The organism is Loktanella sp. Alg231-35, from assembly GCF_900143545.1.
Lineage (GTDB): Bacteria > Pseudomonadota > Alphaproteobacteria > Rhodobacterales > Rhodobacteraceae > Yoonia.
This window is the reverse complement of the sequence record NZ_FREV01000003.1, coordinates 236,940-262,796: the sequence shown is the minus strand read 5'-3', so window position 1 is coordinate 262,796 and position 25,857 is coordinate 236,940. Positions and strand designations below refer to the sequence as shown.

27 protein-coding genes and 1 pseudogene are annotated in these 25,857 nt (G+C 57.5%); 14 read left to right on the top strand and 14 right to left on the bottom strand.

Annotated features, from left to right (window positions below; all coding sequences use genetic code 11):
- The first annotated feature begins 19 nt into the window (after positions 1–19).
- The 4 genes from DHN10_RS08220 (at position 20) to DHN10_RS08205 (ending at position 4,208) form a co-directional block, all read left to right on the top strand.
- Positions 20–1,084, top strand: coding sequence for a TRAP transporter substrate-binding protein (locus tag DHN10_RS08220; protein ID WP_108814824.1), 1,065 nt, complete (start codon positions 20–22; stop codon positions 1,082–1,084).
- Between the two features lie 108 nt (positions 1,085–1,192).
- On the top strand, positions 1,193–1,972 hold the full coding sequence (locus tag DHN10_RS08215) for a HalD/BesD family halogenase (protein ID WP_108815147.1): 780 nt from the start codon (positions 1,193–1,195) through the stop codon (positions 1,970–1,972).
- Positions 1,973–2,242: 270 nt separating this feature from the next.
- On the top strand, positions 2,243–2,626 hold the full coding sequence (locus tag DHN10_RS08210; protein ID WP_108814822.1) for an NUDIX hydrolase: 384 nt from the start codon (positions 2,243–2,245) through the stop codon (positions 2,624–2,626).
- A gap of 97 nt (positions 2,627–2,723) precedes the next feature.
- On the top strand, positions 2,724–4,208 hold the full coding sequence (locus tag DHN10_RS08205) for an inorganic phosphate transporter (protein WP_108814820.1): 1,485 nt from the start codon (positions 2,724–2,726) through the stop codon (positions 4,206–4,208).
- Positions 4,209–4,256: 48 nt separating this feature from the next.
- On the opposite strand, the gene DHN10_RS08200 is transcribed toward DHN10_RS08205, so the two are convergent.
- On the bottom strand, positions 4,257–5,282 hold the full coding sequence (locus DHN10_RS08200; protein WP_108814818.1) for an NAD(P)-dependent alcohol dehydrogenase: 1,026 nt from the start codon (positions 5,280–5,282) through the stop codon (positions 4,257–4,259).
- A gap of 12 nt (positions 5,283–5,294) precedes the next feature.
- A complete protein-coding gene (locus DHN10_RS08195) occupies positions 5,295–6,011 on the bottom strand; it encodes a DUF4386 domain-containing protein (RefSeq protein WP_108814816.1) in 717 nt (238 codons plus the stop codon).
- 91 nt (positions 6,012–6,102) lie between these two features.
- Here DHN10_RS08195 and DHN10_RS08190 point away from each other — a divergent pair, with 91 nt between their 5' ends.
- Positions 6,103–7,002 carry a LysR family transcriptional regulator gene (locus DHN10_RS08190; protein WP_108814814.1) on the top strand — a complete coding sequence of 300 codons (900 nt, stop codon included), beginning with the start codon at positions 6,103–6,105 and terminating at the stop codon, positions 7,000–7,002.
- Positions 7,003–7,008: 6 nt separating this feature from the next.
- Here DHN10_RS08190 and DHN10_RS08185 read toward each other — a convergent pair whose 3' ends face one another.
- Positions 7,009–7,551, bottom strand: a complete 543-nt coding sequence (locus DHN10_RS08185) for a Crp/Fnr family transcriptional regulator (RefSeq protein WP_159086953.1) — start codon at positions 7,549–7,551, stop codon at positions 7,009–7,011.
- 99 nt (positions 7,552–7,650) lie between these two features.
- On the opposite strand from DHN10_RS08185, the gene DHN10_RS19690 reads away from it, so the two are divergent.
- Entirely contained in the window at positions 7,651–8,244 is a 594-nt protein-coding gene (locus DHN10_RS19690; protein WP_159086952.1) for a hypothetical protein, read from the top strand.
- 248 nt (positions 8,245–8,492) lie between these two features.
- Positions 8,493–8,700 (top strand): annotated as a pseudogene (locus DHN10_RS20180) (hypothetical protein); the annotation flags it as partial.
- On the opposite strand, the gene DHN10_RS08175 reads toward DHN10_RS20180, so the two are convergent.
- Complete coding sequence (locus DHN10_RS08175) at positions 8,686–9,099, bottom strand: MerR family transcriptional regulator (protein WP_108814808.1); 414 nt, start codon at positions 9,097–9,099, stop codon at positions 8,686–8,688. The pseudogene DHN10_RS20180 and the gene DHN10_RS08175 overlap by 15 nt on opposite strands.
- 42 nt (positions 9,100–9,141) lie before the next feature.
- Between DHN10_RS08175 and DHN10_RS08170 the strand changes: the two genes are divergently transcribed.
- The 4 genes from DHN10_RS08170 (at position 9,142) to DHN10_RS08155 (ending at position 10,419) form a co-directional block, all read left to right on the top strand.
- Positions 9,142–9,528, top strand: coding sequence for a hypothetical protein (locus DHN10_RS08170; RefSeq protein WP_108814806.1), 387 nt, complete (start codon positions 9,142–9,144; stop codon positions 9,526–9,528).
- Positions 9,525–9,734, top strand: coding sequence for a mercury resistance system transport protein MerF (gene merF / locus DHN10_RS08165; protein ID WP_108814804.1), 210 nt, complete (start codon positions 9,525–9,527; stop codon positions 9,732–9,734). The genes DHN10_RS08170 and merF overlap by 4 nt, the downstream gene beginning before the upstream one ends.
- Positions 9,710–9,934: a GDCCVxC domain-containing (seleno)protein gene (locus DHN10_RS20005; protein ID WP_108814802.1), complete on the top strand. Its 225-nt coding sequence runs from the start codon at positions 9,710–9,712 to the stop codon at positions 9,932–9,934. Before merF ends, DHN10_RS20005 begins: the two co-directional genes overlap by 25 nt.
- A 95-nt stretch (positions 9,935–10,029) precedes the next feature.
- On the top strand, positions 10,030–10,419 hold the full coding sequence (locus tag DHN10_RS08155) for a VOC family protein (protein ID WP_108814800.1): 390 nt from the start codon (positions 10,030–10,032) through the stop codon (positions 10,417–10,419).
- Positions 10,420–10,488: 69 nt separating this feature from the next.
- On the opposite strand, the gene DHN10_RS08150 is transcribed toward DHN10_RS08155, so the two are convergent.
- Positions 10,489–10,989 (bottom strand): tetratricopeptide repeat protein, encoded by a 501-nt coding sequence (locus DHN10_RS08150; protein ID WP_234417081.1) that lies wholly within the window; start codon positions 10,987–10,989, stop codon positions 10,489–10,491.
- Between DHN10_RS08150 and DHN10_RS08145 the strand changes: the two genes are divergently transcribed.
- Positions 10,984–12,270, top strand: coding sequence for a cytochrome-c peroxidase (locus DHN10_RS08145; protein WP_373456677.1), 1,287 nt, complete (start codon positions 10,984–10,986; stop codon positions 12,268–12,270). The genes DHN10_RS08150 and DHN10_RS08145 overlap by 6 nt on opposite strands.
- 25 nt (positions 12,271–12,295) lie before the next feature.
- Here DHN10_RS08145 and DHN10_RS08140 read toward each other — a convergent pair whose 3' ends face one another.
- From DHN10_RS08140 to xylF, 8 genes are all read right to left on the bottom strand, one after another.
- Positions 12,296–13,483, bottom strand: a complete 1,188-nt coding sequence (locus DHN10_RS08140; RefSeq protein WP_108814799.1) for a glycerate kinase type-2 family protein — start codon at positions 13,481–13,483, stop codon at positions 12,296–12,298.
- A complete protein-coding gene (locus DHN10_RS08135; protein ID WP_108814797.1) occupies positions 13,476–14,684 on the bottom strand; it encodes a hypothetical protein in 1,209 nt (402 codons plus the stop codon). The genes DHN10_RS08140 and DHN10_RS08135 overlap by 8 nt, the downstream gene beginning before the upstream one ends.
- A complete protein-coding gene (locus DHN10_RS08130) occupies positions 14,681–15,595 on the bottom strand; it encodes a hypothetical protein (protein ID WP_234417080.1) in 915 nt (304 codons plus the stop codon). Before DHN10_RS08130 ends, DHN10_RS08135 begins: the two co-directional genes overlap by 4 nt.
- A gap of 116 nt (positions 15,596–15,711) precedes the next feature.
- On the bottom strand, positions 15,712–17,016 hold the full coding sequence (gene xylA, locus DHN10_RS08125; RefSeq protein WP_108814794.1) for a xylose isomerase: 1,305 nt from the start codon (positions 17,014–17,016) through the stop codon (positions 15,712–15,714).
- The gene (gene xylB, locus DHN10_RS08120; RefSeq protein WP_108814792.1) at positions 17,013–18,452 is read right to left on the bottom strand and encodes a xylulokinase; all 1,440 of its coding nucleotides are present in this window, start codon (positions 18,450–18,452) and stop codon (positions 17,013–17,015) included. Before xylB ends, xylA begins: the two co-directional genes overlap by 4 nt.
- Complete coding sequence (locus DHN10_RS08115) at positions 18,452–19,201, bottom strand: ATP-binding cassette domain-containing protein (protein WP_108814790.1); 750 nt, start codon at positions 19,199–19,201, stop codon at positions 18,452–18,454. The genes xylB and DHN10_RS08115 overlap by 1 nt, the downstream gene beginning before the upstream one ends.
- The gene (locus DHN10_RS08110; protein ID WP_108814788.1) at positions 19,201–20,466 is read right to left on the bottom strand and encodes a sugar ABC transporter permease; all 1,266 of its coding nucleotides are present in this window, start codon (positions 20,464–20,466) and stop codon (positions 19,201–19,203) included. The genes DHN10_RS08115 and DHN10_RS08110 overlap by 1 nt, the downstream gene beginning before the upstream one ends.
- 89 nt (positions 20,467–20,555) lie before the next feature.
- Positions 20,556–21,584: a D-xylose ABC transporter substrate-binding protein gene (xylF, locus tag DHN10_RS08105; RefSeq protein WP_199910651.1), complete on the bottom strand. Its 1,029-nt coding sequence runs from the start codon at positions 21,582–21,584 to the stop codon at positions 20,556–20,558.
- A 207-nt stretch (positions 21,585–21,791) separates the two neighbouring features.
- Between xylF and DHN10_RS08100 the strand changes: the two genes are divergently transcribed.
- Positions 21,792–23,057, top strand: coding sequence for an ROK family protein (locus DHN10_RS08100; protein ID WP_108814787.1), 1,266 nt, complete (start codon positions 21,792–21,794; stop codon positions 23,055–23,057).
- The gene (locus DHN10_RS08095) at positions 23,054–24,520 is read left to right on the top strand and encodes a CRTAC1 family protein (RefSeq protein ID WP_108814785.1); all 1,467 of its coding nucleotides are present in this window, start codon (positions 23,054–23,056) and stop codon (positions 24,518–24,520) included. Before DHN10_RS08100 ends, DHN10_RS08095 begins: the two co-directional genes overlap by 4 nt.
- Here the strand turns inward: DHN10_RS08095 and DHN10_RS08090 are convergent.
- Positions 24,517–25,830 (bottom strand): cytochrome-c peroxidase, encoded by a 1,314-nt coding sequence (locus DHN10_RS08090; RefSeq protein ID WP_108814783.1) that lies wholly within the window; start codon positions 25,828–25,830, stop codon positions 24,517–24,519. The genes DHN10_RS08095 and DHN10_RS08090 overlap by 4 nt on opposite strands.
- Positions 25,831–25,857 lie beyond the last annotated feature (27 nt).

Below are 25,857 nucleotides of genomic sequence, written 5' to 3'. Positions count from 1 at the left end.
GCATAATAGGGAGACAATAATGCTGAGACACCTTACCAAAATCGCGGCCACTGCGGCCCTGCTTGCGACACCGCTCGCTGCATGGGCAGATGGGCACACTGAGTTCACGATCCGCGCGACCGCAAACTCCAATGAGAACGACGAAGACTATGACGGTCTGGTTGTGTTCAAAAACTACGTCGAAGCGGCCTCTAACGGACGCATCGCCGTAGAACTGTTCATCGGCACACAGCTTTGTGCGACAGGTGCGGAATGCCTTGAAGGCGTGTCTGAAGGCTCCATTGACGTCTACATCTCTACCTCTGGCGGTGCTGCGGGCATCTTCCCTTATGTGCAGGTGCTTGATCTGCCATATCTGATGGCCAACGACCGCGTGGCAGAGCATGTTCTGACAGGAGACTTTGTGCGCACTATGCGTGACATGGCACTGGCTGACAGCGACGACACAATCCGCCTGATGACAGTCGGTAACACCGGCGGCTGGCGCAACTTTGCCAACACGCAGCGCCGTGTGGCGATGCCATCCGATATGGAAGGTCTGAAAATCCGCACTGTGGTCGCCGATCTGCCGCAGGAACTGGTCCGTGCCTTGGGTGCGTCACCGACACCAATTCCATGGCCAGAGCTGTTCACATCGTTCCAGACAGGCGTTGTTGAAGGGTCCAAAAACGGCATCACCGATATCATGGGCATGAAGTTCCCGGATGCCGGTTTGCAATACGTCACACTTGACGGTCACGCCTACATGGGTGCGCTCTGGTGGATGAGCAACACCAACTTCATGGCCATGCCAGAAGACCTGCGCCGCGTGGTTGTGGATGGCTTTAGCCAGCTGCAGCAGGCGACATTTGCCTCCCCTAAGCGCAAGTCGATTGAGGCTTATGAAGCCTTCGTCGCAGGCGGCGGTGACCTTTATGTGCCGACACCTGAGGAAAAGGCAGCATTCGCCGAAGCCGCAGCCCCCGTGCAGGACTGGTTCCGCGGCAACGTGGACGGCGGAGACGCCATCCTTGACGCGCTGATCACAGCCGTGGGCGAGGCCGAGGCCGATCTGGAAGCGGCCTATGCGAGCGATTTGAACTAAGCGGTGAACGCTTGGTGAGATGGGAAGGGCCGCCTGAAAGGGCGGCCCTTTTCCTTGGCCGCAAAACAGGTTTCTATGACAGTGAATGGTTTGGGTGCGAGCAAAGACATGAACATTTCTGACATCATCAACCTACAGGCGTTCCCATTAAGCGAGGCATCTTTCGCTGGCCAATGCCAACAGGCCCTTGATCAAACTGGTGTTTTGGTTCTGCCTGACTTCATCCAGCCATTGGCCCTCGCAACGATGAAAGCTGAAAGCCAAGCGGGATTGGACAACGCCTATTTCTGCGCCCAAAGCCATTCTGTCTATCTGACGCCAAACGATCCAACCTATGCCGCAGATCATCCTGCCAACCGGCAGGTCACATCATCAAAGGGATGCATCTGCGACGACATCGTCGCCGCCAACTCCCCGCTACGCGCGCTTTATGACAGTGAAGATTTTCGCCGGTTCGTCTGCCATGTTACGGGCCAGGCCGAGGTGCATCCCTATGCAGACCCCCTTTCATCGATCAACATTCATTACGCAAAACGCGGTCAGGAACTGGGCTGGCATTTTGACAACTCGTCCTTTGCGATCACCTTGCTGATTGAAAAACCCGACGCCGGTAGTCGCTTTGAATACATCAAGGATCTGCGAGATGCAGACGCAGGTGAAATGAATTTTCCCGGGGTCGCATCCCTCTTGGATGGACGATCACCAGCTGAGGTCCTGACGATGGAGCCAGGTACGCTTGTCCTGTTTCGCGGACGCAATTCCATCCATCGCGTGTCACCCAACGAAAGCGACAAGACCCGCATGCTGGCCGTCTTGGCCTATAATGCGGAACCCGGCGTGGCCTTGTCGGAAAACGCGCGGATGACATTCTACGGGCGTCTGGAATAAGTTCTGCGACACCCACGATCTGGGGCAAGGCCGTTATCTGTATACGTGGCACCCAAATGGCGGAAGTGGATTTAGAAGCACCCCACCCAGCGACCGCCGGCTGCTTCGCACACGCGGATTTGTTCACTCCGATTTGCAACCCATTGAAAAACAGCCTATAAACTCTCAAAAGCAAAAATACATATTGAGTGGTTTCACATGTACGCCCCCTTAAGATCGGTCTGGGACTCTGTCCTGGGGCCGTTACTTCAGCGCCCCAAGCGGTTGCAAATGGCTGCCCTTTGCCATCGCGGTGAGGGTGAGGACAAGGAATACCTGCTGGTCACCAGCCGGGACACAGGCCGTTGGGTCATTCCCAAGGGCTGGCCCATTCGCGGGCTGCTATCGGATGAAACCGCCTTGCAGGAAGCCTGGGAAGAGGCGGGTGTCAAAGGTGAGACAACGCCAGAGCCCGTCGGCACCTATACCTACCAGAAACGCCAAGCTGATGGGCTTGAGGTTCCGGTCGAAACGCTGGTCTATTCCGTTGCCGTCAAAGACCTCGCCGAGGACTTTCCCGAGGCCCATGAACGCAAGCGCCGCTGGGTTGCCGCCGATACCGCCGCCGAGATGGTGAATGAGGCGGAACTAAAGTCCCTGTTTTTGCGCCAGTAGCTTAACCGGCAAATAATTCAGGCAACCGGCAGAAAAATTCTTGCGTTACGCCCTTGCGGGGCAATAGTCCTGTTCCAAAGAACGGGGACAAGCATCAATGACAGATCAACAAGGCGATCCACGCCACTTGGAAACGCTCGACCGGGATCTGGCCCGCTTTTCCAATCTTGAAACAGCGACGAACTATGTCTCGCGGCCTATGGTCGGGGTAGGCATATCGTTTGTGTTTGTGCTGTTGGCAGGCATCGCGGCCATGCTGTTCTTTGGACAGGAAAACAACACCGTGATCGTAGTCATTGCCGCCTGTCTGGGAGCCTATATGGCGCTCAACATCGGGGCCAATGACGTGGCCAACAATATGGGGCCTGCCGTTGGGGCAAATGCGCTCTCGATGGGGGCTGCAATCGCCATTGCGGTGGTCTTTGAAAGTGCGGGCGCTCTGATCGCGGGCGGTGATGTTGTCTCAACAATTGCCAAGGGGATCATTGCACCAGAAAGCCTTGGCACGCCGGCCATCTTTATCTGGGCGATGATGGCAGCACTCCTGTCTGCCGCACTTTGGGTGAATCTCGCCACGTGGGTTGGCGCGCCGGTTTCCACCACCCATTCGGTTGTAGGTGGCGTGATGGGTGCAGGCATCGCAGCCGCGGGGTTTGCTGCTGTGAACTGGCCTACCATGGGCAAGATCGCCGCCAGCTGGGTGATTTCGCCCGTGCTGGGTGGGGCCGTTGCCGCCTTCTTTCTTTGGGTTATCAAATCCCGGATCATCTACCGCGACGACAAGATCGCGGCAGCACGCACATGGGTGCCTATCCTTGTGGGCATCATGGCGGGGGCCTTTGCCGCTTATCTGGCGCTGAAGGGCCTGAAGAAGATCATCAAGATTGATCTGCCAACAGCCCTGTTGATTGGTGCTGTGATCGGCGGGTTGGTCTGGATGGTGATGATCCCTGCAATTCGCAAGCAATCCCAAGGGCTGGAAAACCGGAACAAATCTCTCAAGGTGCTGTTTGGCATTCCGTTGGTCGTCTCTGCGGCCCTGCTCAGCTTTGCGCATGGGGCCAACGATGTAGCCAACGCGGTAGGGCCACTGGCCGCCATCGTGCAGGCCTCGCAGTCGGGTGATTTCATCCAAGCTGTGTCCATCCCCTTTTGGGTAATGGTGATCGGCGCTTTCGGCATCTCGTTTGGTCTGTTCTTGTTCGGTCCCAAGCTGATCCGCATGGTCGGTGGTCAGATCACCAAACTGAACCCGATGCGCGCCTATTGTGTGGCCCTCTCTGCTGCGATCACTGTGATCGTGGCCAGTTGGCTGGGCCTGCCTGTCAGCTCCACGCATATCGCCGTGGGCGGTGTCTTTGGCGTTGGGTTCTTCCGCGAATGGGACGCCGAGCGGCGGATCAAGAAGGCCCGCCTTTCAATGCCTGATCGCCCGCATTACGCCCCCGAAGAACGGCGCAGGCGCAAGCTGGTGCGACGATCGCATTTCATGACGATCATCGCAGCATGGGTGATCACGGTGCCGGCAGCGGCGACATTATCAGCGGCAATCTTCTATGTGATCAGCGTGGCCATGGGCTAGGAGATTGCGGGCAGTTGTGTGGGACGAGCCCGCGTTTTGCTCCCGCAACTATAGCTGACGCAGTATTTCCTTTCCTCTGTCGCGGCGCGCGCCGTTGCGAGAATTGACCGTGACGACCACGTTGCCCTTCTTGCGCCCCGTATCGACATGAGCATGTGCTGCTTTCATATCGTCAAGGGCGTAGCTTCTGTCGATCACTGGCTGAAGAACGCCTTGCGCGGCAAGGCTTACAACCGCCTCCAAGATATCCCGGTGCTCGGACGCGACACCACCCACCATTTTCTTACCCGCAAGACGCGCCTTAATGCCGCCTAGGAACATGTCCGATGTTATGCCCGCAATCAGGACCATTTTCCCTCCGCGCTTGATGGCGTGCTTGGCCTGCGCCCAAGGTAACGTCCCGACGGTGTCGACGACCATGTCATATTGGATGCCCGTCTCAATGACGTCTTGCGTGCGATAATCAATGACGTGATCTGCGCCCAAACCACGAACCATCTCTGCGTTCCCACCGCTGCAGACGGCTGTGACATGTGCGCCCAGATGTTTGGCGATTTGCACACAGGCCGAACCGACAGACCCTGAGGCCCCGTTGATCAGAACCGTCTCGCCCCGTTGCAGTTTGGCCTTGTTGACCAAAAAGTCGTAAGCCGTTGTTGCACCAAACGGAATCGCCGCCGCGTGTTCAAAGCTGATGTTGTCCGGCTTCGCGGTCAGCTTTCCGTCCGCAGGCATTGTTATGAACTCTGCATGTGCGCCCAACGCTGCACCGGGAAATCCAATCACGGCGTCGCCGGTTTGGAAATTGGTGACATTTGCGCCAACCGCCTCGATCACACCAGAAAATTCAGTGCCAAGGATAGGCTTGCGTGGACCAGTGATGCCAAACACAAGCCGCCCCATCAGGCCAAGACCCTTTGGCATTGTCAGGCTGCGCGCGCGCCAGTCGCCAGCACTGACGGTGGTGGCGGAAATGCGGACCAAAACTTCATTCGGTTTCGGCGTCGGCTGGGGGAGTGTCACCTGCGTAATCACGTCAGGTGAACCGTATTGTGAGTATGAATAAGCAAGCATTGGAAGTTTCCTTTATGCGGTTGCAGGTGTGAACTGGGGAGATGTGCGGCTGCGACGGATCAGCAGCCAAAGACCAAAGCTGATTTCGGAAATGGTGACGATGACCAGCAGCGCGATGTAGGAGTAGTCGAGTGCTGCGATATTCGTGAATGTCAATTCGACGATGCCTTGCAACAGATAACCAAATGCGCCGACGAACAGGCCCCACCCCAACAATCGTGGAACGACATCGGACTTCAGGATCAGCCAGCCAAGCGCCAACAGATGCGCGCCAAAGAACAGCTGCCAGACGAACACACCTGTGGCGTGGGCGTCAAAGAACATTTGAACAAGAGCGTGCAGTTGCGCCGTTTCCCAGCCGGTACTACGGCTTAGCAAGATGTAAGGCATGACCCAAAGCAACATATTGATCCCCATCACGGTGATCATGCCCGCACGAGAGATCAGCGCGACCATCGCCATCTTTGGCCCGACGTGACGGAACATCTGATACAGAATTGCCGTGAGGGCCAGTTCAAACAAGATCACCAAGCTATCAGCGATAAGACCAAGCCTGAACAGGCCCTGATTGGCCAGAAGATTGGCGCTTGAGGTGGCAGCATCGCCAGCAACGATCTGCATTGGAACATAACCGATGCTGAAACCACCGCAGACGGCGATTGCGAGATAGAGTGCACCTGCCGTGCGAGCGGCACCCGGATCCCAGTTTGATTGTGACGCTGTACTCATCTTCTATCCTCTCATATTTCCTATTTGATGATGAATGCGGGTCTACGCCTCAAACTCACTCATGCGAATTGACCAAAGTTCCATTTTTGATATGCATATCTGCATGGATTGGCGTGCTGTAAAATTTGACTGGAACAAGGCCCGCGCCTTTTTGGTGACGGCAGAGGAAGGGTCTTTGTCCGCCGCTGCCCGCGCCTTGGGCATGGCGCAGCCGACGCTTGGGCGTCAGGTTGAAGGATTGGAAAAGGAGCTTGGCGTCGTCCTATTTGAACGTGTGGGCCGCGGCCTGACGCTAACTCCCAGCGGTATGGAATTGCTGGACCATGTACGCGGCATGGGCGAAGCTGCGGGCCGCGTATCGCTTACCGCCCTTGGTCAAAGCCAAGCGCTGGAGGGGACGATCAGCATTTCCGCCAGCGAAATCTATGCCTCTGTCCTTTTGTCGCCAATCATTGCCAAGCTGCGCCTTGAAGAACCGGGTATTCACGTCGAGATCGTCGTTTCAAACCATGCGAGTGATTTGCTGCGCCGAGAGGCCGACATTGCGATCCGCCATTTCCACCCAACAGAACCTGATCTGATCGCTAAGAAGATCGGCATGGCAGACGCGGTCTTATATGCTGCACCCAGCTATGTTGAAAAACTTGGCCACCCGACCAAGCCCTATGATTTGCGCCACGCCGATTTTGTGAACATGGATCGCAATGGGATGATGCTGAAGGGCCTAAACGGCCTTGGCCTCGGCCTGACTGAAGCGAACTTCCCGCTGCTGACTGAAAGCTATTTGGTGATGTGGGAGTTGGTAAAACAAGGTGCTGCCATCGGTATTCTGGATGCGTACATTGGTGACGCCGAACCTGATGTAGTGCGAATCTTGCCCGATCTGGAGCCCTTGTCTTTCCCGATCTGGTTGGTCGCACACCGCGAATTGACGACAAGCAGGCGGATCAGGCGCGTCTATGACTTTCTGGTCGAAGAGCTCAAGCGCTAGCGATAATCATCCGCGGCGCAATCGGCTGAGTGTCACAGGCGTGACCCCTAAGAACGACGCGATGAGCGCATGGTTAAAGATGTCTTCATAGCCCGGATAAGTCTCACGAAACCACTTTAACCGATCAGCGCCACCAAGGGCCGCAAGACACCACTCCCGATCGGCTTTCTGGCTCAATGCGTCCCGTAGGGCACCATTTGCCCAATTGCGAATGGGTTCTGACGAAATCATTAACTGTGTCAGATGATCACTGTCGATCCGGGCAATTTGTGCGTCGGTTGTCGCGGTGATCGAAACGAGCGACCGGCCCTCCCGCGCGCGCGCAATATTGGGCGTCACGACACAGGGGCCAACGTAGAATCCCACGCAGACCTCTTTGCCGTCAGGATCACAGATTGCGCTCACAAGCTGGCCATCCAAGAGGATAATTTCATCGGGTTCAGGTTCTTCCTGGCGGACCATATCTGCCCGCGCATCCACCCGAGCAGTGGCCCATTTAGATGCAAATTCTTCGCAGTGGCCGCCGTGAAACAAGTCAGGCGATTGCATCAAAAACGTCCTTAGATCCATCTTGGCAGGCCTTATCAAATGATAATGCGGGTGGCTTCTTCTGCGGGCATGTCTGGCACAGATAAAGGAGTTTGAAAAATGATTGATGGAATTTGGGCCAGACATTTACGGTTAGCGGCGATTTGCTTTGGGGGCCTTGGGGTATTGATCTATGGCCTGATGATAACCGTGACGCTCGCCCATATCGAGGCCGTTTCCGGTGAGGTGCCCTTTGATATGCGCCCGTCAGGTTACAGCCCACAAGATGCCGCGGCGCTGTTGGAAGGATTGGGCGCAGAGGGTCGCAGGTACTATCTAAGTCACCAAATCCCGCTCGACACCGCCTATCCAGCTCTGCTTGCGCTTACCCTCGTGTCTGTGATGCGGTGGTTTGGTCAACACATGCCCGCCCATCGGCTCGTCAGGGTTGGTATCATCCTGTCTGTTGGTGCAGCTCTTTGCGACTATATTGAAAACCTTGGCATTGTTGCCATGATTTTGCGCTGGCCTGATCTCTCCGCTCTGACGATCTACGCGAGCAGCTTCGCGACAATTGCCAAATCCGTTTTGACGACAGCAGCCGTGCTTACCGCAATCTTGCTTGGGCTTTTTACGGCAAGGTACCGATTCCGATACGCATCATGTCTAGCGATTTCGGTGCCGCTAGAGTCAGATACAGGCCAACAGCAATAAACCATGCGATGGCCCCCGCCACATCCCCAATCGCTAGCACTCGGGTCGCTATGCCACGCGCGCCGGTGAGCAAGATCCACGCACCACCAGCAATTTCAGTGCCGCCAGGCCCCAACCCAACAACTTGGAGCATCGTCCAGTCTTCTGCCGCTTGTGCAGTGTCGATTGAAAAGGGATTGGCTGCGTGTTCGGCCGTTGCGAGGTAGCCAAATTTCAGTGGCGATTTCAATCGCGATGCAGCGCATCAAATCACGAAACGTGGGTATCCAGTTCGCGATGGTTCAGAGCGATTGGGTCTCAGCGCCTACTCGCTTTAGAAATGGATGAGACTTTACGGAAAAGCCGCGTCACAAGCGTCATCTGGTGGAGCTAGAGGAGACCAGTTGCCCAAACCGTGTCGCCAAGCTGGCCCGTCGGGGTGGAATCCATCTCAGGTCTGCTTCACTCGGATATCAATTCACCAAAGCCATCTTTCATCAAAGCGTCGTGCATCGGGCACGCTGCTGTCCCATCGTCGCAGTTTGCGGACAGGCTGCGAAGTGCCTCGCGAAGGAGCGTCAGGTTTTCGATTTTGGCATTGATCTCATCCAAATGACTTTCCGCCAAGGTTTTCACCTCTGTGCATGAACGATCTTCCTGCTCCGTCAGTGAAAGGAAGGTTTGGATAATCGAGATAGGAAAACCCAAGTCCCGGCATCGCCGAACAAACCTCAGTTTCGCTATCTCATTGGGTGAATAAAGCCTGCGCCCCCCCGCAGATCGCCCCGGCTTTGGCACTACACCTTCGCGTTCATAGTAACGGATCGTTTCGATATTCACGCCGCTTTGCTCTGATGCCTTTCCAATCGTGAACATTTTGCTTGCTCCTGTAGCCGCTACAGGAAGTAGAAAGGCAAAATGAGTGCGGATGCAAATGAACAAACAGCGATAGAACCCGGCTTGATCAGTCGGATGCTCATGCCGCTCGCAGCAGCTCTTGCGTTGTTGTCAGCGTCATGTTGCGTGCTGCCTATTGGTCTATCGATCATTGGCCTTGGTGGTACATGGTTGGCGATGCTTGGACCATTCATTGCTTATCGTGGGTTCATCTTGGTCGGTGTTGCCATTGCGCTTGTCTGGGCGTGGTATCGGGTGGTTCGGCCAAAACCCTGCGTGACGCGCAGGCGGTCCACCGTCGTCTGGACGTCGCTTGCAAGCATTGCCTTTTTGCTCGCGTTGTCTTCGCCATATTGGGAAGCCTCAGCGCAGCGGTTCATGTGGGATGTGTGGAGATCGACCCGATGAAGAACAAATTACTCGCACTTGGTGTCGGCGGCACGATCTTGGCAATCCTGTGCTGCTTTACCCCGTTGTTGCCGATTGTGCTGACGGCACTTGGCCTGACGGGCATGCTTGGCGTCGTCTATAACGATGCTGTTTTACTGCCTATATTGGCGGGCTTTCTTATACTGACGGGGTACGCGCTATGGCGACGCAAGAAACAAAAGTAGTTTTGGAATCCACTTTGATCTGTCCATCTTGCGGGCATGTGGAAACCGAGACCATGCCCACGGATGCCTGTCAGTGGTTTTATGAATGCAAGTCATGTCACACCGTGCTGAAACCGCTCGAAGGTGACTGTTGCGTATACTGTTCCTACGCAACTGTGCCGTGCCCCCCGATCCAAGAAGGCAACTCTTGTTGCGCATAGGGCAGATCATTTCTGGGAACAGTTGACTGCATCACGGCAGGTTGCGACGTTGAATGCGCCTGTCATCCTGATCAAAGCGAGGCTTGGATTATCTAATGAACGACATAGACATTTCTGATACGCCTCAACAAACGATCACACCCTATTTCACGATTCAAGGCGCAGATCGTTTGATGAACTTTTTGGTCACCGCTTTCGATGCAACGATAGTCAAGGAAAGCAGATATGACGACGGCAGCGTTCAACATGCGCGCGTTCTGATTGGTAACTCTTTGATCATGTTGAACGAATGCACTGATGATTATTCTGCCAACGTCTCTCAAATGCACATCTACGTCGAAAATGCCGATACAACTTATCAATCGGCACTGCATCTTGGGGCTTCATCAGTGATGCTGCCCAATGATCGCCCACATGGCGACCGGATGGCAGGTATCAAAGACCCATGCGGTAATGTTTGGTGGTTAGCGTCACAACAAACCTAACGAGCATGTCCGTCGATTTGTCGCCGTTACGCAAAGCAGTCACTCATCATGGCACCACAAAACCAATCTCTATCGAAACGGATACATCCATCCCTTGTAGTCATCCACCAACACCTCCGCCTGCGCCCGCTCTTCTGTGGTTAGCCGGGGTGTGATCAGTTCCAGTGAATCCAGCGCATCCGGGTCACCGCCTATTGCCGACAAGGCGTACCAAAGATACGCTCGGACCATGTCAGGCGCAGGGATCCCGCGCCCCACCTCATAATACCAGCCCAGCCCGGATTGCGCGCCCGCATGCCCTTTCAAAGACGCCCGCAGATACCAATCGAACGCCCGCGTGTCGTCGCGCGCGACGCCGAGGCCAAGGGCGTACATGACCCCGATCAACTCCTCCGCTTCAGCATTGCCGGACCGGGCGTAAACTTCAAACAGCGCACGCGCTTGCCCGTATTCCCCCGCTTCCATCAGGTCGCGCGCCTCTTCCATGTCGGCTTGCGCGGGGGTCGTGAGACACAGCAAAACCGCACAGATGTAGGCACGGATCTTGTACGCGGTGTGTACGCGATGCATACGGCCCTCCTTGGGTTGATTTTGGGTGCTGGCATGGCTGCCGCACAGGGGATTGGCCCGGATGATTACATCCCCACGGACCCGGATCAAGCCCGCATCGGGCAGCTGCTGTTTTACGATAAGATACTGTCAGGAAACAGAAATATCTCTTGCGGGACGTGTCACCACCATGATCATGCAGGCGGCGATGGTCTGTCACTTGGCATCGGTGAAGGTGGCGTTGGGGTGGGCCCAGAGCGTACTGCGGGCACCGGTGCAGATGCGATCCGCAAACGCATTCCCCGCAACGCGCCAAGCCTTTGGAATCTCGGCCATAATTCAATCGACATTTTATTTCATGACGGCCGCCTGACTGTCTCTGATATCTACGGCAACGGCTTTGATTCCCCAGCAGAAGAATGGCTGCCCGAAGGCCTCGACAGTCTTGTCGCGGCGCAGGCCCTGTTCCCCATGACAGCCCAGTTCGAGATGATGGGCAACCTTGGCGAGAACGACATCGTGGGTGCCGTTCACAACCGCATTGACCGGGGTTGGCCGATCATCGCCAAGCGCGTGCGCACAGTCCCGGAATATGGACAAATGTTCGTGCAAGCCTTTGATCATGTTGCGGAACCGGGCGACGTCACCATCGTTGAAATCGGCAATTCTTTGGGTGCCTTTATCATCAGCGAATGGCAATCCTACGATAGCCCTTACGATAAATGGCTGACCGGAACGCCCCTGCCCGAAGATGCGGAACGCGGTCGTCAGCTTTTCTTTAATAATCGCTGTGCATCATGCCACGCGGGACCGCTGTTTACGGATCAGAGCTTCCATGCCATTGGCCTGCCCGCTTTTGGCCCCGGACGCACACGCCGTTGGGATCAGATTTCGCGCGATGTGGGGCGGATGGCTGAAACCAACCTGTTGGTGGATGCATATAAGTTCAGAACACCCTCTTTGCGCAACGTGGCACTTACTGCGCCCTACGGGCACAACGGGGCCTATCCTACGCTTGCAGGGATCATCCGCCATCACGCCATTCCCGGTGACACCTCTTGGACGCCAGATATGGCCAACCTGCCCGATGTCCCATGGCTGACAGCGGTTGATTTTGCGATCCGCGAAGATGGTGCCGAAATGGCCCGCCAAGCAGCAGCGATAGAATTGCGCCCGATTAGCCTGAGTGACGATGACATCGCTGATCTGGTGGCTTTCCTCAACGCGCTGACCGGCGAAACCGCCCTGACCCGGCCCATGGGGCGCCCGCGAAACGTACCAAGCGGCTTGCCTGTCGACTAGGGCCAGGCCCCGAGGCGAAGATCATTTACCCTCGCCTGATCATCACACCAAGATCAGCAACATTTGTCCCTGTCGCATCTGTCATCAACAGATCACCCGCTTGGGCCAATGCGGCATAGCTGTCGTTATTGGCCAGCAACCCATCCAGACCGGCAATCCGGCCCAATGTGCCCTGATTGACCACGCCGCCCGCCGCATCTGTCGGGCCGTCACGCCCATCGCTGCCGCCTTGCAGGCAGGTCCAACCGGCCCAGCCCCGGCGCGCCGCCTCAAGTGCAATGCGCAAAGCCAACTCCTGATTGCGGCCCCCGCGCCCGGTGCCCTTCAGAACCACTGTCGTCTCACCACCCCAGAGCGTTGTGCCGATCTGCGCCTGATCACAAATCATGCGCGCGGCGTCTGCGACGTCACCTTCAACCGGATCAGGGATCACATGTGCCTGCCCCGCTGCGGCAGCCATCGCTGCCACGCTTTTGGCATTCGACCCCACCAAAATGTTCCTCGCCTCAGGCAGCTCTGATGGGGGATTTGCGGCCTCCAGATGCGCGCGCACCGCCTCCGGCACGTCTCCCCAAAGACCGGCCGCTTTCAACACGTCAATCGCCCCTTCAGGCCTGCCGATTGCCCCGACTGTTGGCCCGCTCGCGATCGCGGCCAGATCGTCGCCAATCACATCTGACAAGATCAACGCGGTAACCTTTTGCGGTGCGGCCTGACGTAAGACCCCGCCACCTTTCAGATCAGAGAGTTGCTGGCGCACAAGGTTCATCGCTGTGATGTCCAGCCCCGCCCCCAACAACAGGGCGTTCACGGCGGCCTTATCAGCGAGGGTCAACCGCCCCGCAGGTGCCGGCAGCAAGGCAGAGCCACCACCCGAAATCAACGCCAGCACCGGCCCGGCCGCCACTTGCAAGGCGGCGATGACGGCCTGTGCTGCCTTGGCCCCTTTTTCATCTGGCACCGGGTGTCCTGCGGCGAATACCACAGCCCCATCCAGCTCAGCTGCGTTCTCATAATTGGTCACAACGATGCAAGGCACCCCGGCAAAACGCGCTAGCGCTGCTTTGGCCATCAGGCGGGCGGCTTTGCCAACGGCAATGATCAGCGCCGGGGTATCGACATCGTCGAGATGCGCCACCACGGCGGCGACAGGATCAGCCGCAGCAACGCCTGCCTGAAAAATCCGCAACACCTCGGCGCGCGGGTCACTCATCTGGCTTTTCCCCCTTCGCTGACATCAAAGCCGCCATCTTTTGCACAACTTGCAACTCCAGCTCTGCCGAAGGTGAGGCACTCAGCGAGGGCATCGACAAGGCAATCAACACGCGCGGGGCTGTCATGCCCAGCATCACATGGGTCGCGGCATAGCTGTCGAACAAATGCGCGATATGGTCTTCGGCAACCGGCCCCAATCGGGGCGGATCCGCGCGGCGCAGCACCGGAGCGGCGGCAAAGATGCGGTCCAGCACGGCATCATCGAGGCCTGCCAAGCTTGCCTCACTGACGACAACGGCCCCTTCCACCAGCGGATGATCCTGCAAATCGCGCAAGAACGCCATCGGGTCATCGGTGTTGGTTGTCGCCAAATGGCGCAGCAACCCCATGCTCTGTTCCTCCAACCGCAAGGACCGCGCGTCTGTCAGGATCGCCACAACAAAGAGGGTGGTCATAATCGCGGCGATGCTCATCAACACCCCGTCGCGATCAAACCCGGCCAACAAGCTGATCATCGCTCCCACGATCACGGCCGCACCGATCATCACCGCCAGATTGACCAAAGTGGCCCGGTGCCCCAGATGCGCGCGGCCCAAACCAATGGCCAACCAACATAGGATCAGCACGCCAAGGGCAGAGAACTGGATCGGTAACCCACTGTAAAGTAGCAGAAAATCCCCTACCGCCAACGGGATGAACAAGAACAATGACAGCCCAAGTCGTACCACCGTGGCGTTTTCATTGGCCGAAAGCGACGCCTGATCCCGGCTGGCGACCAACCACCCGGAGACGAGGAAACCCAGCAGTTGGAACCCCAGCAGGCTGAACAGCCGCCCAGGGTCTATGCTGTCAGAATACCACAGCGCCGACAGCGCAAAGAGGATCGCACCGCCACCGATAAGCGCTTTGATGACGGGCGGCGCATGGCGGCGCAACAGCCCCTCGGTCAGGATCAACACCGCCAGAGGGATCACCGCAGCGGCGCAAAGGACAAGAATGCGAAACGCCTCGATCCCCGTCATAATCATCAACGCACGCCCCAGAAACAGGACCATCATGACCAGCACGCCAAACAGGAACCGCCGGTTGATAGGATCCCACGGATCGCGCCGGATCAGCACCCGTCGCAACACAAAAAGCCCCAGCAATGCCGCACAAGACAGGTAAAGCTGGGTCAGGACAGTGGCCGCCGAGATCATGATTTGTCGCCACGATAAGGGCGCAGGATGGACCAGCTTTGCCTTGCATCAAACCAATGCACCGCAGGTAAAACGATCCGGCGCAGCGCCACCAAAGCGCCCGTAGCCAGCAATGCAAGAACCGCTGACTTTGGCACTTCGCGCGCCAAATAACCGCGCATGGCAGCGACATCCATCTGCCCCAGTTGCAGCACATCATCGCCGCGCGTGTAGTCCAGCCGCTGCTCACAGAAACTGTTGTAACGTGCCTCGCGGTGCTTGGGCGCTGCATCCCATGTTTTGCGCAGATCATCAGACCCACCGGTATAGGCATCGGTGATCACAAACTGGTCTTCATCAAACCCCGCGTCATCGCCCACACCAAAGACATCACGATGTGTGGCCATAATTTCGCGTGCCAAAAGCAGGTGGTTCAGCGTGCGCCGCCCGCCATCCGGCGACGGCCAGACGGTTGAAAACATCTGACTGACCATCCCCACAACCGCAGGCACCTGCGTGACGTTGGACACCCAAACAGGCCGGAACTGGCGGCGGAAAAAGATCAAAAAACAGGTCAGCCCGTACAGCACCCAAGACAGGTTCTTGGAACGCTCATCTGGGTCCACCATCACCAGCCCCAGATGCAGAACTTCGGTTGGGCGCGGCTCTGTATCAAGTTGCATGACAGCCAGCGCGTTGAACGCCACCGGCGTGCCATCGCGCCGAGACACCAGCGTGATGATAACCGCACCCATCCGGGCGTGGTCGCCCGAGAAAACCCCATAGGTCAGACTACCCGCATCCAAAGTCCGGCCTGCAATCCGGCGCAAGTCTGCGCTCAGATCAGCCAAGGCCTGCGGTGCCATCCAAAGCCCCGGTCGCTCGACAATGCGCACAGTGAAGTCTGGACCTGACCGCAAGGTCACATCCATGTATCTGCGCCTGAATGTCTTGAATAATGTGCCGATCAACGCCTTGGACCTGTCCCTTTGCGGCCCACGTTATGGGCGGGACCGCAAAGGCACAAGGTCGGTCGGAAACACCCGTATCAAAGGTACCGGTTCACCAGATTTTCCAACCGCTCCTGACGGCCAGAACGAGGTTCAGGGTTGATGTTATCGCGCAGAACACTGTCATAGCAGTGATCCAGCGTCGCTTGCGTCAACAATCCCTGCGCATCGGGCGTGTCCCATCCGGCGTAACGTGCGTTGCGCGCCTCCTCCAGCTTGCCGTCTTCCAGCATTGCGGCGGCTGCTTTCAACCCTGCGGCACAAGCATCCATCCCGCCGACATGGGCAAGGATCAGGTCTTCGGCATCCAGCGACTGACGGCGCAGTTTTGCATCAAAGTTGGTGCCCCCAGTCGTGAAACCACCTGCGCGCAGCACCTCGTAATAAGCCAAGGCCATTTCTGGCACATTGTTGGGGAACTGGTCGGTGTCCCAGCCAGATTGATAGTCATTGCGGTTCATATCGATAGAGCCGAAAATGCCCAACTCGCGTGCCATCGCCAGTTCATGCTCAAACGAATGGCCCGCAAGTATCGCATGACCCTGCTCGATGTTCATCTGCACCTCGCCCTCAAGCCCGAACTCTTTGAGGAAACCGTAAACCGTGGCCACGTCGTAGTCATACTGATGCTTGGTTGGTTCCTGCGGTTTGGGTTCAATCAGGATCGCGCCTTTGAAGCCTGTCTTGTGCTTGTAGTCGACAACCATCTGCAACATGCGGCCTGCCTGCCTGCGTTCACGCCCCATGTCGGTGTTCAACAGGGTCTCATAACCTTCGCGCCCGCCCCAAAGGACATAGTTTTCACCGCCCAGTTTCATCGTCGCATCCATGCAGGTCTTGATGGTGGCAGCCGAATAGGCAAAGACATCCGGGGCTGGGTTCGTGGCCGCACCCGACATGAACCGCTTGTGCGAGAACAGATTGGCCGTGCCCCAGAGCAGCTTTACTCCTGTCGCATCCATCTTTTCACCAAAGTAATCAACGATTTGCTCAAGGTTCTTCGTGCTTTCCGCGAATGTTGCACCCTCTGGCCGCACGTCCGCATCGTGGAAACAAAAGTAGGGTACGCCCAGGATCTGGAACATCTCAAACGCAACATCCGCCTTAAGCCGGGCGGCATCCATGCTTTCGTCAAACCACGGCCGGTCAAAGGTCTGCCCGCCAAAGGGATCGCCACCGGGCCACGCGAAGGAATGCCAATAAGCCGCGGCAAATCGCAGATGATCCTTCATTGGTTTGCCCATCACCACTTCTTCGGGGTTGTAGTGGCGGAAGGCATAGTCGTTGTCGCTGTCGGGGCCCTCATATTTAACAGCGGTGATGCCTTTGAAAAAGTCGGTCATGTCAGTCCTTTCAACGCGTCATAGCTGGCGCGGTATCTTGCGTGCGCCTCGGCAAAGGCGCTGGTGAGTGATGTGTCAGGGTCAATCGTGCGGGCGATATCGGGGGGTGTCGCCACTTCGGCCCCTGCCCCGGTTGCCGCCATCATGCCCAAACGCGCCGCGCCGAATGCACCACCGAAATCGCCGGCAACGGGCAATGCGATGGGCATGTTCAGTGAGGTGGCAATCGCCTGCACCCAATAGTCGGATTTGGAACCGCCGCCGACCGCGATCAGCCGATTGATCTTAGTGCCTGTGGCCGACAACGCATCATAGCTGTCGCGCACCGCATGGGTGACACCTTCCAGCACCGCGCGGGTCAGTGCCGCCTGATCAGTGCTGTGATCCAGATGCAGGAATGATCCACGAATGCTGGCGTCATTATGCGGCGTCCGCTCGCCGCCAAGATATGGCAAAAATAGCGGCCGTCCGGGCGCCTGCAAGGGGCCGAGACCATCCGTCAGGGCGGCTGCAGGTTTGTCCGCGATACCTGCAAACCAATTCAACGCATCAGCGGCAGCAAGGATCACCCCCATCTGGTGCCATGTATCCGGCAAGGCGTGGCAGAATGTGTGCACGGCCGTCGCCGCATCCGGCTGATGGGCGTCCGACGCGGCAAACAGCACGCCCGATGTACCAAGCGACACAAACGCATCGCCTGCCTTTACCACACCAACGCCCACGGCACTGGCCGCATTGTCACCGCCCCCGCCTGCGACAACGACGCCCGCGGGCAGGCCCCAGCGCATGGCCAGGTCGTTGCGGATTTGGCCGGATACTTCGGAGCCTTCCACAAGCCGTGGCATCTGCGCGCGGGTCATCCCTGTAGCGGTCAGCAGATCATCCGACCAATCGCGCTGGCCCACGTCCAGCCAGCTAGTGCCAGCGGCATCTGACATCTCGGCCACAGCTTCCCCAGTCAGCCAAAGGCGCAGATAGTCCTTGGGCAGCAAGACGCGTTTGACGCGGGCAAACACCTCTGGTTCGTTCCGCGCAACCCAGACCAGCTTGGGCGCAGTAAAGCCCGGAAACACGATATTGCCGGTCAGCGCGCGAAACTTTGGATCAGCATCCAGTTCGGCGGCCTCAACCGCAGAACGCGTGTCGTTCCACAGGATACAAGGCCGCAGCACTTCGTCATTGGCATCGAGCAGGGTTGCCCCATGCATCTGTCCGGACAAACCAACCGCTTTGACCGTCCCCAGCGAAACCTGCGCCCCAAGGGCGCGTATCGCGGCGTCTGCGGCATCCAGCCATGTTGCGGGGGCTTGTTCTGACCAACCGGGTGCCGGGCGCACAGCCTCTAGCGGCGCTGTCGCTTCCGCGACAATCGCCTGCCCTTCGTTGATCAAAACAGCCTTGAGACCCGACGTTCCCAGATCAAGGCCAATGAACATTACGCGGCCTTTTTGGGGTTCTTGCCCATGATGATCATCGACAGAATGTCATCCTCGGTCACGTCTTCGACCCGCTCTGTGCCGATCAACTGGCCGTTCTTCATCACCGACACACGGTCGCAAAGATCCATCATTTCACGGGTGTCGTGGCTGATCAGGAAGATGCCAAGGCCTTGGGCCTTTAGTTCTTTGATCAGGTCCGCAACCATTGCCGTTTCATGGACACCCAAGGCGGCTGTTGGTTCATCCATGATCAGGATACGAGCGTTGAAATAGACCGCACGTGCAATCGCAACCGATTGACGCTGACCACCTGAAAGTGACCGCACAGGTTCAGAGAAGCGTTGGAAGTTCGGGTTGAGCCGCGCCATGATCTTGCGCGATTCCGCTTCCATTGCTGTGTCATCAACCAGACCAAATTTGGTCGTGATCTCGCGCCCCAAAAACAGGTTTGATGCGGCATCAAGGTTGTCGGACAAGGCAAGTGTTTGGTAAATCGTCTCGATGTTATGTTCGCGGGCATCAATGGGGCTGTTGATCTCAACCTTCTGACCGTCCACGAAAATCTCGCCTGCGTCCTTTTTGTAGGCGCCAGACAGGATCTTGATCAGCGTCGATTTACCTGCCCCGTTGTGGCCCAACAGGCCCACAACTTCGCCCGGCATCACGTCGATGGATACATCGTCAACCGCTTTGATTCCGCCAAAGTGGATCGAGATATTGCGCATTTCCAAAAGTGGGGTGCTCATTATGCGTCTCCTGTTTTGCGGCGGTAGATAATGTCGATCCAGACAGCGAGGATCAGCACGCCACCCACGATCATGTTTTGCAGCGGGCTGTCGACGCCAACCATGCCCATGCCGGACACCAGCGCCTGCATGATCAGGGCACCAAGGATCGCCCCGTAGATCGTACCGACGCCACCAGCCAGCGCAGTACCGCCAATCACAGCAGCGGCAATGACGCGGAGTTCGTCAAGTTCACCCAAGGATGAACCGGCGGACCCCAAACGGGCCGAGGCGATGACGGCTGCGATAGCTGTCAAAGCCCCCATCAAGGCGAAAACTTTCACGGTCAGCATACGGGTGTTGATGCCCGACAGCTCTGCTGCGTCAGGGTTGCCGCCCATCGCAAAGATGTAGCGACCAAAGCGCGTTTTCTTGGCAACCACCGTCATGGCGATTGTCACGAAAAGCACAATCAGGACCGAGATCGGGAAACCGTAGGCTTCGGTATAGCCTTCTGGCATCTCGAGCCCCTCAGCAGCAAAGCGGCGTTGCAGAATGCGGGTTGGCACCAGATAGGCATTCATGATCGCAGTGATCCCGCAGATCGCCGCGACAAGGATCGCGCCCAAGGCATATTCTGCCCATAGCGGTTTAACCGCAAAGTCATGGCTGATGTGCTTGCGCCGTGTGTTGATCAGGAAAAGAATGGTCAGGATCGAACCAACAATGGCCAAGGCCCAGCTTGCCGTGACACCGATTGTGCCGGATGCACCACCAAGCATAACGAAATTTGGATCAAGCGGCGAAATGGTCGTGCCCTTTGACACCCACCATGCGCCACCGCGCCAGATCAACAGGCCACCAAGCGTCACAATAAAAGATGGGATCACCAGATACCCGATCAACCAGCCTTGAAAGGCACCAATTGCAGCACCTAGGAAAAGGCCGATGACAACGGTGATCACCCAAATCGCAGGGTTCCCGAAGCCTAGGAAATCAGGCAGGATTTGCACCTGAATGACACCCATCAGCATCCCGACAATACCCAGCATAGAGCCGATCGACAGGTCAATGTTCCGGGTCACGATCACAAAGACCATACCCGTGGCCATGACCGCGACCGATGCGGTCTGCAATGTCAGCGTGAACAGGTTCCGAGGTGTCAGAAACGTGCCCCCGGTTGCGACATGAAACACCAAAGAGATCACGATGAAGGCACCGATCATGCCCAAAAGCCGCGTATCAATCTGAAGTGTTTTGATTAAATTCCCAAGTCCGCCCGACATTGGATTCCTCCCCTTCAACCCCTTGCCGGGTTGGCTAATAGAAAGCCCCACCCGCCAGCGCGGATGGGGCCTTTTTGTCGTTGTTCAGATTATTCGCAGACAGCGAGACCCGAGACGCCTTGGCAAAGAACGTCTTTTTCGATCCAGCCAGCCTCTAGAACAAGGTTCAGGTTGTCCTGCGTGATCGGCTGAGGTGCCAGAAGCATAGAGTTCACAGTCACGCCACCGGGTGATGTAAACTCACTAGCGCCTGCAACCTCTTTCATCATGGAACCACCGGCCAATGCGACGGCGATTTCACCAGCATTGCGGCCCAGCTCGCGGCTGTCTTTCCAGACAGAAACGGTCTGTGTACCCAGTGCGACACGGTTCAGCGCAGCGTGGTCGCCGTCCTGACCGGACACTGGAATGCCGTCCATGCCCTGTGCAGCAAGAGCTGCCACAACACCACCGGCCGTACCGTCGTTGGATGCAACAACTGCATCAACTTCGTTGTTGGTCTGTGTCAGGATCTGCTCCATGTTGCGCTGCGCGTTGGATGGCTGCCAGCCGTCTGTATAGGCTTCGCCCGCAACGGTGATTGCACCGCTGTCGATGGCTGCCTGCAGCACCTCTTGCTGACCGCCACGCAGGAAGTCAGAGTTGGGATCTGTCGGAGAGCCCTTGATGAAGACGTAGTTGCCTTCGGGCTGCTCTGCAAACACGGCTGCGGCCTGCATGCGGCCAACTTCGACGTTGTCGAATGTCAGGTAGAACGCGCGTGGATCTTCGATCAGACGGTCATACCCGATGACAGGGATGCCAGCGGCTTCTGCGGCATCAAGTGCCGGGCCGATGGACGCGCCGTCCTGGGCCAGAATGATCAGCGCATCAACGCCTTGTGTGATCAGGCTTTCCACATCTGCCAGCTGCTTTGTTGCAGAAGATTGCGCATCGGCAGACAGATATGTCGCACCAGCTGCGTCAAGCGCGCCTAGCATCGCTGCTTCGTCAGTTTTCCAACGCTCTTCCTGAAAGTCAGACCAGCTCACACCAACAGTGACGCCATGGCCATCAGCAAATGCAGCTGTGCTGAAACCGGCTGCCACGACGGCAGCCATAATAACGGATTTATGCATGTTTTCCTCCCATAGTGTGCCCCATGCATTGGGGCGCAGGCCCATTGACCCTACGTTCGTTAGAATGACCTATTAATTTCAGTTGTCAAAATAAAAATTATCCATTTTTTGAAAAAATCCCTTTTTCTCTGCAAGAACTTTAGGCACTCTAGTGAAAATTGCTGGTTTTAGGGACTGGTGATAACTTAATAATTCAGGCCTTAAACTATGTATGATGTGCTCGCAGATCGCAAAAACGAATCAGAGGACCCCTCTGGGTGCGGCCCTCTGTTGCCCACAGACAGCGGTGACAGTCGCCCTTTGCGTCAACAAATTTTCGAACATGTCCGGGCGGCGGGGCGTGCAGCCCGCACCGATGTCACCCGCGCTTTGGGAATCAGTGCAGGCTCTGCCACGACGCTGACGGCCGACCTGATTTCAAGCGGCCTCTTACGCGAGGTTGAGGGCCTGCCACGCGAAAGCGGGCGAGGCAGGCCACCCGTCGCGCTAGAGGTTGTCCCCTCGGCGCGCCACGTGATCGGGATCAAGCTATCGGACGAAAACCATTCTGCCGTACTGACCGATTTTGCAGGACAGATGTTGGCCGATGCCACGCTGCCCACAACGCCTACCCGCAAATCAATCGATGAACTGCTAGAAGAGATCGACGTCTTGATGGGCCTCGTTCTGAAAAGTGCCGGCAAATCGCTGGCCGATGTCTCTGCCGTGGGGGTTGGGATGTCGGGGATCATCGACAATGATATGGGTGCTGTCGCATGGTCACCCCTGCTGACGGAACCCAACGTCGATCTGCGCAGTGCGTTCGCCGAACGCTTTGGATTGCCGGTGCATGTGGATAATGACGCTAATGTGCTGACCCTTGCCGAACTATGGTTCGGTGCGGGCCGGGGTATGTCGGCCTTTGCCGTTGTGACGATTGAAAACGGTGTCGGCATGGGCGTTGTACTGGACAACCGCCTGTTTCGCGGTGCACGCGGGATGGGGCTGGAGTTGGGCCATACCAAGGTACAATTGGATGGCGCGCTGTGTCGCTGCGGGCAACGGGGCTGCCTTGAGGCTTATCTGGCGGACTATGCCCTTGCCCGCGAGGCCGCCACTGCCCTGCACCGCAATCCGCGCAACCAGCAAAGCCCCAACGCAATGCTGGATGCGCTTTTTGCCCAAGCCAAGGCAGGCAACACTGCCGCCCGAACGATCTTTCGCCGTGCGGGGCGCTATCTGTCGGTGGGCCTGTCCAATGTTATTCAGTTGTTCGATCCCGGCCTGATCATCCTGTCAGGCGAACGGATGCAATATGACTACCTTTATGCCGAAGAAGTGCTGGCCGAAATGCAAAGCCTCACGCTGAGCGACGGGCGCACGCCGTGTCGGGTTGAGATCCACGCCTGGGGTGGGCTGGCATGGGCGCGCGGGGCTACTGCATTGGCACTTGCAGCCGTCACGGACGACGCGCTGGGTGATGCCCGCACATGATCCGTCTGGCCGTCACTTTAATGCTAGCCAGCCCAGCCTGCGCTGATCCGCTGTTCGAAGACCGCTCCAACGGCCTGCCCGCACATACCTACGACGGCGGCTGGGCGCATTTCGTGGGCGGCGGTGTTGCGGTTTTTGACTGCAATGGTGATACCCTGCCCGATATCTACGCGGCAGGCGGCGCGAACCCCGCGCAGATGATGCAAAACATGGGTGACTTCAGATTTGAGGCCGTCGCAGCCACGCCTTTGACCGGCGTCACGGGTGCCTACCCGCTGGACTTGAACGGCGATGGCAATATGGACCTTCTCGTCATGCGCGTTGGTCAGAACCAATTGCTGATGGGGCGCGGCGATTGCACCTTTGATCGTAGCAGCACTTTGCCGGCCATTGACGATTGGACCACTGCCTTTTCAGCCTGGTGGGAGGATGACGACACCCCTGTCATGGCCATTGGCAATTACGTTGACCGCGCAGACCCCGAAGGACCGTTTGAGGCCTGTGATGACAACTATATCCTACGCGCCAGCCCGGATGGTTACATTGAAACACCACTCACCCCCGGTTTTTGTCCGCTGTCCATGCTGGCGGCCCATGATGCACGTGGCCGTCAGGCGCTGCGTATTTCCAACGACCGCCACTACTATGTGCGTGGCGGGTACGAGCAGATGTGGGATATCGCCGAACAACGGTTCTTGGGGGCTGCTGATGGCTGGCAGAATGTCTCGCTCTGGGGCATGGGCATTGCGAGCCGTGACCTCACCGGGGACGGCCGGGACGAGGTAATGCTGACCTCAATGGGCGATCAATTGATGCAGATCGCAGGCGAAGACGGCACCTATGCCGCAGCGCCCTTTACCATCGGGACCTATGCGCAGCGCCCCCACACCGGTGATGATGGCAGGCCTTCGACTGGCTGGCATGCCGAGTTTGCCGATATCGACAACGACGGTCGCGCTGATTTGTTTATTGCCAAGGGCAATGTGGACCAAATGCCGGGGCTGGCGATGAAGGACCCCAACAATCTGCTAATCCAGCAAGAGGATGGTACATTTGTTGAAACGGCCGTCATGGCTGGTGTTGCCACATTGGACCGGTCACGTGGCGCGGCTTTGGCGGATTTCGACAGTGACGGGCGGCTTGATCTTGTGGTCGTGAACCGGCGCGCGCGCATGGAGCTTTATCGCAATGTCACACCCGACGTGGGCAATTGGCTGACGGTCGCACTGGAACAACCGGGTGGGAACCGCTTGGGCGTTGGGGGAGTCATCACCGTTGTTGCTGATGGCCGTTCGCAAAGCCAGCAATTGACCGTGGGCGGTGGCCATGCGGGCGGCAAGGCCCTGCCCCTGCACTTTGGCGTGGGCACCGCAAACACAGCGCAAATCAGGGTCACATGGCCGGATGGTACTGTTACGGATCAACTGGCCGATGCGAATACAGCGCTTATTGTTGCCCGCTAGCGCAACCGATCCACAGGTAAGCCACTGGGCACAGTATCAGGCACACCCAAACGCCCTTCGCGCGCCGCGGGATCGGTGAGCGACGCCAGGAACGCCACCAGCGCATCAATCTCATCTGCACCTATCTGCGGCCCTTGATAACTGACGGCCTGTGCAATTGCTGATGCATCATCCATGCCTCGCAGATCATCCACCGGCAGATCGGGCAAGGTGGCCGCATCAATGTTGTAGCTGACCAAACCCGTTTGCGGATCGACATGTGCTGCGACAAAGGCGCGCAAATCGCTATGCGCCCCGGCGTGACCATAGGGTGCGGTCAGCGTGACATTGCGCAGTGATGGCGTACGAAAGGCATAGAGATCGGCGCTGTCGCCGGTGACCCGAAACCGCCCTTCGTCGCGGGCGTGGCTTTCAAAGCGTGCGGACTTGCCGGGGCCGATCTGGGGTGCGCCCATCGCGTGAAACTGGTGGTCGGTCAGGAACGGACCACTGTGGCAACTGGCGCAATTTGCAGCGCCATAAAACAACGCCAACCCCGTGGCCGCAGGTTCTGGTAGGCTGGCCTCACCGCGCAGAACTGCATCAAAGGGCGCGGTATCAGAGCGCCACTCAACGGCCATGAAGGCCGCAATTGCATTAGAGATATCGGCAAATGTGATCTGATCTGGGTCGTCGACATGATCATAAACCACAGCGAAATCATCGGCATATGCCGGAATGCCAGCGACACGGCGCGCGATGATATCCCACGCACCGCCCGGCCCGGTGATCACACCCCGGCGCACGGCTTGGGACACATCGTTTTCGGAATAATGCCCGGCCATTTCATCCGCGCTCAACACAGGGAACATGGTCTGAGCCGACAAGAGCGAGGCAAAACCGGTCACCATATCAGCATCCAGCGGGGTGCGCAGGCCGCCGGGGCGGTCTGGGTCCACCTCAATGCGGCCATCATGGAAGAGCACGGTGAATTCATGCGCCCCAAGGTTAAAAAGTGCGGGCGCGTTTCGTGGAATGCGTTGCTCTGGCATGTTCTGCGGATCAGCGACACGTTGCGTACCAAGCCCGATGCCACCATCCCCCAGACCCAGCGACAAGCCGTCGCCAGTGCCAAAGGCGGGGTGATGACAGGTCGCGCAGGACACATTGCGATTGCCCGACAGAATTGGATCAAAGAACAGCAACTGGCCCAAACGCGCCTCTGCGGCATCAACAGGTGCGAAATCGGCATTGGTTAGCGGCACAGGCAGCCCATCCGCCACAGCGCCACCAGCCCAGATCGTCAAAATCGCAGTGGCAATAACCCGCATTCTCACCCTCCCCGGTTGCCCGTTGAT